The sequence below is a fragment of the Marinoscillum luteum genome, from assembly GCF_044005705.1.
GTDB lineage: Bacteria > Bacteroidota > Bacteroidia > Cytophagales > Cyclobacteriaceae > Marinoscillum > Marinoscillum luteum.
On the sequence record NZ_JBIPKE010000013.1, the window covers coordinates 257,075 to 264,787 of the forward strand.

The following is a 7,713-nucleotide window of genomic DNA, read 5'->3' on the forward strand; positions in this document are numbered from 1 at the left end:
ATGGCAGGGCTGAAAAGTGTGCACCACATCGCCATTATCTGCTCAGATTATCAGCGATCTAAGCACTTCTATACTGAGGTGCTGGGGTTGGAGATTATCAGGGAAGTCTACCGGGAAGCGCGTAAGTCCTACAAGCTTGACCTGGCGCTGAATGGCCACTATGTGATCGAGTTATTTTCTTTTCCGGAGCCTCCCGCTCGTGTTTCTCGTCCGGAAGCCGTGGGCCTGCGGCACGTGGCTTTTGAGGTGGCGGATATCACGGAGATGGTGAAGGCGTTGAAGGCCAAAGGAGTGGAGACCGAACCCATTCGGATAGATGAAAGCACTGGTCGCCGGTTTACGTTTTTCGAAGATCCGGATCAGTTGCCGATTGAGCTATATGAAGTGGCCAACTAGCAATCAGTAGATCTTGGTCTCCAGCCATTTAAGATCACGCGACACACCCTCGAGTCCCGGGTAGATCAGCCGCTGGTTGATCCCGTATTTAAACAGCGTCTTTTTAATAACTCCTTTGATTCCTTTGGGGATGATGACCCTGCGCAGCTTGTCGTGTTCAAAAGCCTGATCGGGATGCGGGTGAACCGTGAAGAGCCCGGCCTGATTTTGGATCCTGGCAGAGATGTAGGGCGGCCGATATTTGTAGACTTTGTCAATGGTGAGTGGCTTGAATGCCTGTGGATCCTGGATGGTGCTGCATCCAGACAGGATATAGATGGCAGCATCTTCCGAGGGGTTAGATTCTATGGCAAAGTAAGTGGCCACCAGTGGGTTATAGCTCCAGTCCAGCAGGCGGGTAGGGAGCCCGAAGTGTTGGGCAATGGCCAACCATTCCATCTCATTGGCAGGCTTATGCTCCAGGTAAGGCACGGATGATTCTTTGAAGAGTTTGATCAGTCGTTTTTCCAGTTGCTCAAGTGATTTGCCGTTGACTGGCTCACATCTGCCCAGAGAGGTGAGGAGCTGGTAGGAGCTGTTGGCAACACCCCTGAAGACAATGTTTTGACCTTCTTTTTCCTTTTCGAATTCCTTGAGGAGCTCCTCAAAGCTGGAGACGGTGGTGGACTTCATAGACGGCTTACGGTTGGTTGGTAAAACGTCTAAAATAGCGGATTCGTGAGGGAACACAAAGTTCCCTCACGAAATCGCTCGATGATTTATACTGAAGTTGTCCTGGAGAACCTTCCTGCTTACTTCTGCTTGATGATCGCTTTGATCGGCACCCCTTCAAAATCAAAATGTGACCTGAGCTTGTTGATCAGGAAACGCTCGTAAGACTCGGTGATGTCTTTAGGGTGATTGCAGAAGAATGCGAAAGCAGGTGTCTTGGTGGGCAGCTGCGTGATGTACTTGATGTGAATGTGTTTGCCACGGACAGATGGTGGCGGATAATTCTCTATTTCTTTCAGCATTTTGGCATTGAGTACCGAGGTGCTGATCCGTTTGTTTTTATTCTCAGCAACTTTCAGGGCCAGTTCTATGGCTTTGAAGATTCGCTGCTTATTGATGACACTGGTGAATACCACCGGGATATAGCCCAAAGGCCCCAGTTTTTCAGCAATGTGTTTCTTGTACTCATCGGCAGACTTGGTATCCTTTTCATACAAATCCCACTTGTTTACCATGATAATGGATCCCTTGCGGTATTTGTGTGCCAGTCCGATGATGTTCATATCCTGTGCTTCCAGTCCGTTTTCGGCGTCCAGCATGACGATACATACGTCAGAGTCTTGCAGGGCCTGTATGGCGCGGAGTACAGAGTAGAACTCTATGTCTTCTTTTACTTTGGCTTTTTTTCGAATCCCGGCAGTATCAGTCAGGATAAAGTCCTTGCCAAACAGGTTATACCGGCTATCGATGGCATCTCGTGTGGTACCGGCGATGTTGGTAACGATGGTTCTGTCTTTACCCAGCAGGGCATTCAGGAAAGAGGATTTGCCCACATTGGGGCGACCCACGATGGCAATTCTGGGTACTTCATCTTTCTCCTCATCTTCCACTTCCTCTGCGAAGTGAGAGACTGTTTCATCCAGCAGGTCTCCTGTGCCTGATCCACTGACCGACGAAACGGCATAAATGGAATCGGTCAGACCCAATGCGTAAAATTCGTTGGCAGCGTATGATTTTTCTGTGTTGTCGGCTTTGTTGGCCACAATGATGACGGGCTTGCCTACCTCACGTACTACATTGGCAAAGTCCTGATCCAATCCGTGAAGGCCGGTAATGCAATCCACCATGAACAGAATGACATTGGCCTCCTGCAGGGCCTCCTTCACCTGTGTGCGAATGGCTCCTTCAAAGATATCATCCGAACCTTCCACATACCCACCTGTATCTATGACGGTAAATGACTTACCATTCCATTCAGAATACCCATAATGACGATCTCTGGTCACTCCGGACTCATTGTCCATGATGGCCTGTCTGCGTTCGATGAGTCGGTTAAAGAGGGTGGATTTGCCGACATTGGGTCGGCCTACAATTGCTACAATATTTGCCATAAACCGCAAAGGTAGACTTTTTAAGGTTAAGGAACACTTATTTGGTTGAAGGGGATTTTATTAAGTTATGATGGCATGTTAGGAGTGTGAAGTTACACTTCTGTTGGCTTGTCCGAAACATTGACAGGGAATGCCAGGTAGAAAGTAGATCCCTTTCCTTCTGAGCTCACAGCCCAGATCCGTCCATGGTGTCGGTCCATGATTTTTTTGCATAAAGCCAGCCCAACTCCTGTGCCTTCGAATTGATCATCTGTATGAAGGCGTTCAAACATGCCGTAGAGCTTTTCACTATATTTAGTATCAAACCCTACCCCATTATCTGAGATACTGAATACTACCTCATTTCCCATTGTTTGTCCTTCGAGGACAATGGTGGGCTGATCTTCATTATTGCTGTATTTGATGGCGTTGGAAATGATGTTTTGAAAGACCTGACGAACAAGCGATTGGATTCCCTGGACGGATGGGAGCGGTTTGATCTTGATGTGTGAGGACGAATTGGTGAAAGTGTCTTCCACAATTTCGGAAACAATCTTCTGTACGTTGATGGTTTCATAGCCTCCGGTGATTCTGGTTACACGGCTGTATTCCAGCAGGTCATCTATGAGTTGACCCATTTTGACACTGTTTCTGGTGATTCTCGAGAGGTATCTTACTCCATTTTCAGGGATCAGCTCACCATAGTCTTCAATGAGCGCCTCAGAAAAACTGTTGATCGCTCTTAGTGGTGCTCTGAGGTCATGAGATACGGTATAAGTAAACGCTTCCAACTCGCGATTCACATTTTCCAGCTCACTGGTCCGTTGCACTACCTTTTTTTCCAGGAGGACATTCATGTTGGCCAGGATCAGCTCGGCTTTCTTTTTGGTATCGATGTTTTGAAATAGGCCTCTGAGAGCAATGACTTTACCGTTTTTTACCACTGGTTGTCCAATGGCTCTCACCCATATGACGTTTTGTTTGGCAGTGATCAGAGTTAATTCCAGATCGTAGGGCTCATGATGTTGAATGGCGTTATCCAGGGCTTTGGTAATGATATTTCTGAAGTCGTTGTGGTAGAAGTTGATTCCTTTGGTAAGGTCAATGTTTTCGCCACGTTCTATTTCATGAATATCATAAACTACATCACTCCATTCAATAGTGTTATTGATCAGGTCAAATTCCCAGGTTCCGATCTGAGCTACTTCAGACATACTCAGCATGGTTTGTGCTTGTTTTTGAGCTTGCTTATTTTTTTGGAACAGCTCTTTCTCTAAGCGTACATTCTCGGTGATGATTTCGGTAAAAAGAAAAACCCCACCAACATTCCCATTGCTCAAGCGCCACGGTTGGGTTCGCCACTTCAGGTAGATTGTTTCTCCATTATACTTGAGCTCAGCCCTTTCACTTTCTGTAACTTGACCCGTTAGCGCTGCGGTTAATGCGTTTGTCCATTTATCATCTGTATCCACATTGGGAAAAACTGCGTTGAATGACAGTCCGGTAATGTCAGCTCCTTCAAGCTTATAATCTCTGTACCAGTTGTCATTGACCATCATAAATTCCAGGTCGCTGTCTAGCATGGCTGTGGCGCCTGGAGAGTATTTGACGAAGATTTCGAAGATTTCCTGGAGTTTCCTTCGCTCGTTTATTTCCTCCTGCATTTCTTTTGGGCTCTTAAACTTGAGCGCAGAGGGAATGACAAAGCCTAGTACCACTGCAGTGGCCATAGAGACTAGTCCGGTCAGAAGCTTGGTGAATCCGCTGAGGCGGTAGACGGGCTCCCAGAAAAGGGTGGCATCTAGTAGGTGAGTAATACCACATAGCCCTATAAAGGCCACAAAAAGTAAGACAATCCACCTTAAGTGTCCAAGTGGTTTCTCTCTGACATACCAGAGCAGCATGATCGGGATAGAAAAGTAAGAGAGAAAAATGGTGATATCCGAAATGATGTATACCCAACCCTCGGTTTCATTCCAATCTCCACAGGTCCATCTGGCTGGCCATCTGCTGGTGTCTAACAAACCTCCAAAGTACTGTCCTATACTGATAGAAGCCTGGGAAGGCTGTTGTATAGCGCAGGTGGCAATGTCGCCCTGGATGCTAATGGGATCTTCGGTAGCACCGAGGGGCAGAGCCGCCAGAAAAAAGAGAAAAGTAATAATAGCGTTCAAGTTCATGGAAGTGCCATTTACATTCAGGTAATGTTACTTCCTTCTGCTATGTATGAAGACGCTTTTTAGTCGAGGGGTATAGAATTGCTCGTTAAACCCTAAGAAATGTCAGTTAAATGGTTTTAGTGGCTTAGTAGCCAAACCGTTTCAATTTGGAATCGTCCTTGCGCCAGTCTTTTTCCACTTTCACAAAGGTTTCCAGGTGGATCTGTTTGCCAAAAAAAGACTCAAGCTCCTGCCGGGCGGCGATACCCAGGTTTTTGATGGATTCGCCCTTCTTGCCGATGATGATGCCCTTTTGACTGTCGCGCTCCACAAATATTTCAGCAGCGATCCGGATGATTTTCTCTTCTTCCTTGAAAGAAGTCACCACCACTTCTGAGCTGTAGGGGATTTCCTGCTTGTACTGCAGAAAGATTTTCTCTCTCACGATCTCCGCAGTGATAAACCGCTCAGACTTGTCGGTCATCTCATCTTCAGGGAAATAGGGGGGGTGCTCCGGTAAGTGACTGACGATGGTCTGCTGGAGGAGGTCTACGCCCTCACCAGTCACGGCGGATACTGTCATAGGTTCCGCCCAGTCGAGTTGTTCTTTCCAGTAAGTGACTTTATCTTCTACCTGTGATCCTTTGCCAAGATCCGTTTTGTTAATCACAAAAAGCATGGGTATTTCTGTGCGTCTGGCCATGTCTATCCATTCCTGGTGATCGTTTTTTTCACCCAGCTCCACCATGAAAAGGATTACGTCGGCATCTTCCAGCGATTTTTTCACGAAGCCCATCATTCGTTCCTGCAACTTGTAGCTCGGGTCCAGCGTGCCGGGGGTATCGGAGTACACAATCTGATACTCAGGTGTGGTGACGATCCCAAAGATGCGATGGCGGGTGGTTTGCGCCCGGTTGCTAACGATGGAAATGCGCTCCCCTGTGAGCTGATTCATGAGGGTGGACTTACCCACATTGGGTTTCCCCATAATGGTCACAAATCCCGATTTGAATGGCTTGGCTTCTGTCATATCGGGTGCAATTTCGCCAAAAACCGGATACCCTGTGGTCGGAATGCCTGTTTTCTCTGTGAAAATATGTTCCGGCTCACAGTATGTGATGGTAGGCTTTGATAAAATCTCTCGGCTTGGAATCCATAAAATACCGAAAGTCCTTGATCAGATGTGACTGATCATAGTACCCCGACTTAAAAGTGAGCTGAGTGAGGGTCATGCTGTCCTGATATTGTCGGTAGTTTTCCAGGAAGTGCTTCATTTTCTCAATTTTCCCAAATTCCTTGGGAGATAGGCCTATTTCCTGAGCAAAACGTTGCTCCAGAAAGGATTTGCTGACGCTCAGCTGATCATTGATGTCTTTGATTTTTACCTCACCATTTGTAGACTGGATGATCCGTACGGCCTCTTCCACGATAAAACTAGGCTCAAAATCATTGATGCCCTCTAACAGACGATCCAGGTGATCCTGGAAGTGTGCGAGGTTTTCCAGCCTGGGTACCCCCAGCGTGATCACCGCATCACGCTCCAGAGGGACGTCTTTGGGATACAAGAGCATCGTGTATTCGGGCCTCACCTTGGCACATAGAAAGTTCAAGCTTTCGGAGCTCAGAGACATGCCCTTACTGCGACAAGTGGAGAGCACCAGATCGCCAGTGTTGATCACGACGGAGCGTATGGATCCAATCAACTTTCGGGTGATAGGAGCACCTAAATTGTAGAGCACCTCTACATAATTATCGGGCATAAACATGAGTTCATCTATGCCATTCTCAAAGATGTAGCTTTTGGTGCCTACTACTACCTCTTCAAATTCTGGTTGGGACTTTGTACTTAGCATGGCTTTTTTTGCCATTAGACACGTAGTCCCTCGTGTTTCACTTATGTTTTTGAGTGTGGGTATGTAAACAAACCCGATGGTTTAGTAAATATTCGGTAATGTTTACAAATTGGCTTTGGCCGGAGTAAGGGTTTGTTTAATGATACTGGTTTGGGGACCTTCTGTAATCGGTAGGGGATTTTCCAGTCACTTTTTTGAAGGCTTTGTAAAATGACACCTTGTTGGAAAAACCCACCATCTCTGCCACGGCATCTATGGTGAAGTGCCCATAGGCCTGATCCAACAGCAATGCCTGGGCTTCCTTAATTCTGAGCTTATTGATATAGGAGTTAAAGTTTTGACAGGCGATGGTATTGATGGAGCTGGATACCTGCTTTTCTGAAAGGTGGACTCCTCTGGCTACCGTATCCAACTTGATGTCTGGATTAAGATATTTCTTCTCAGAAATGATCCATTTGTTTATGCGGTTAAAGGATTCTTCTTTTATCAAAAGGTCCTCCTCACTTGCCCTGGAGGCTGGTGGTTTCGAAGCACCGCTCCATCTCCTCCACGCCATATATGCTATGCTTAAAATAATAAAAGACAGAATAAAAAATTCCATATCGATTTTATGGCAAAGTAAATTTTATTTAGACCGCTTACCCAAACGCTTTTTTACAATTTGGGGTTACACGTCTTTTTTACAATTACTTCAGATGGTAAAACCCTTATTTCGCTATACCTCTTTATATTATACTGTTTTGAAAAGGCTGCTTTTGTAGTAGGAAGCGGTCTTTTCAATCAGTACTCTCCCGCACCTATTTTCATATAATCTAAATACTCCCGGTTTCAGCATGGTTTCGGATCATCATTAAGCCCGTGGGGTGTCTGCATAATATCATTTCCAGATGCCCATTTTCTGCACCAGAGTTGTTTAAACAATATTTGTGTGGGGTAACACTGCATCAGTTGTATTTTGCAAAACCGAATTAATGTGCCGTGAATTCAGGAAAGTAAGGACACAAAGGCGGGTGGGGCATCCAAGGCAAGTGTGAATCGTTTTGACTCCAACAATTCCTCAAAAAAAACCAACCTCAATGAGTCAAAATGATTTTTTGCGTTGGTGCCTTTTCTTTTGCTTCGTTTTCTTTGGGCAAGCAAAGAAAATGAAGGGTAAGTGGCCAATCAACTAGATTGAGGTATATAAGGTATCAGATCACAACTTCACCATCCATCTTTAATGCA

7 protein-coding genes are annotated in these 7,713 nt (G+C 46.0%); 1 reads left to right on the forward strand and 6 read right to left on the reverse strand.

Annotated features, from left to right (window positions below):
- Complete coding sequence (gloA2, locus tag ACHKAR_RS06010) at window positions 1-396, forward strand: SMU1112c/YaeR family gloxylase I-like metalloprotein (RefSeq protein ID WP_395416585.1); 396 nt, start codon at window positions 1-3, stop codon at window positions 394-396.
- 3 nt (window positions 397-399) lie between these two features.
- Here the strand turns inward: gloA2 and ACHKAR_RS06015 are convergent, their stop codons facing one another.
- From ACHKAR_RS06015 to ACHKAR_RS06040, 6 genes are all read right to left on the reverse strand, one after another.
- Complete coding sequence (locus tag ACHKAR_RS06015; RefSeq protein WP_395416586.1) at window positions 400-1,068, reverse strand: FRG domain-containing protein; 669 nt, start codon at window positions 1,066-1,068, stop codon at window positions 400-402.
- A gap of 119 nt (window positions 1,069-1,187) precedes the next feature.
- A complete protein-coding gene (gene der, locus ACHKAR_RS06020; RefSeq protein ID WP_159580565.1) occupies window positions 1,188-2,498 on the reverse strand; it encodes a ribosome biogenesis GTPase Der in 1,311 nt (436 codons plus the stop codon).
- A gap of 92 nt (window positions 2,499-2,590) precedes the next feature.
- On the reverse strand, window positions 2,591-4,657 hold the full coding sequence (locus ACHKAR_RS06025; RefSeq protein ID WP_395416587.1) for an ATP-binding protein: 2,067 nt from the start codon (window positions 4,655-4,657) through the stop codon (window positions 2,591-2,593).
- A 124-nt stretch (window positions 4,658-4,781) separates the two neighbouring features.
- Window positions 4,782-5,666, reverse strand: a complete 885-nt coding sequence (gene era, locus ACHKAR_RS06030) for a GTPase Era (RefSeq protein WP_159580561.1) — start codon at window positions 5,664-5,666, stop codon at window positions 4,782-4,784.
- A gap of 76 nt (window positions 5,667-5,742) precedes the next feature.
- Complete coding sequence (locus ACHKAR_RS06035) at window positions 5,743-6,489, reverse strand: helix-turn-helix domain-containing protein (RefSeq protein WP_395416588.1); 747 nt, start codon at window positions 6,487-6,489, stop codon at window positions 5,743-5,745.
- Window positions 6,490-6,625: 136 nt separating this feature from the next.
- Window positions 6,626-7,045, reverse strand: coding sequence for a helix-turn-helix domain-containing protein (locus ACHKAR_RS06040; RefSeq protein ID WP_395416589.1), 420 nt, complete (start codon window positions 7,043-7,045; stop codon window positions 6,626-6,628).
- Window positions 7,046-7,713: the final 668 nt, after the last annotated feature.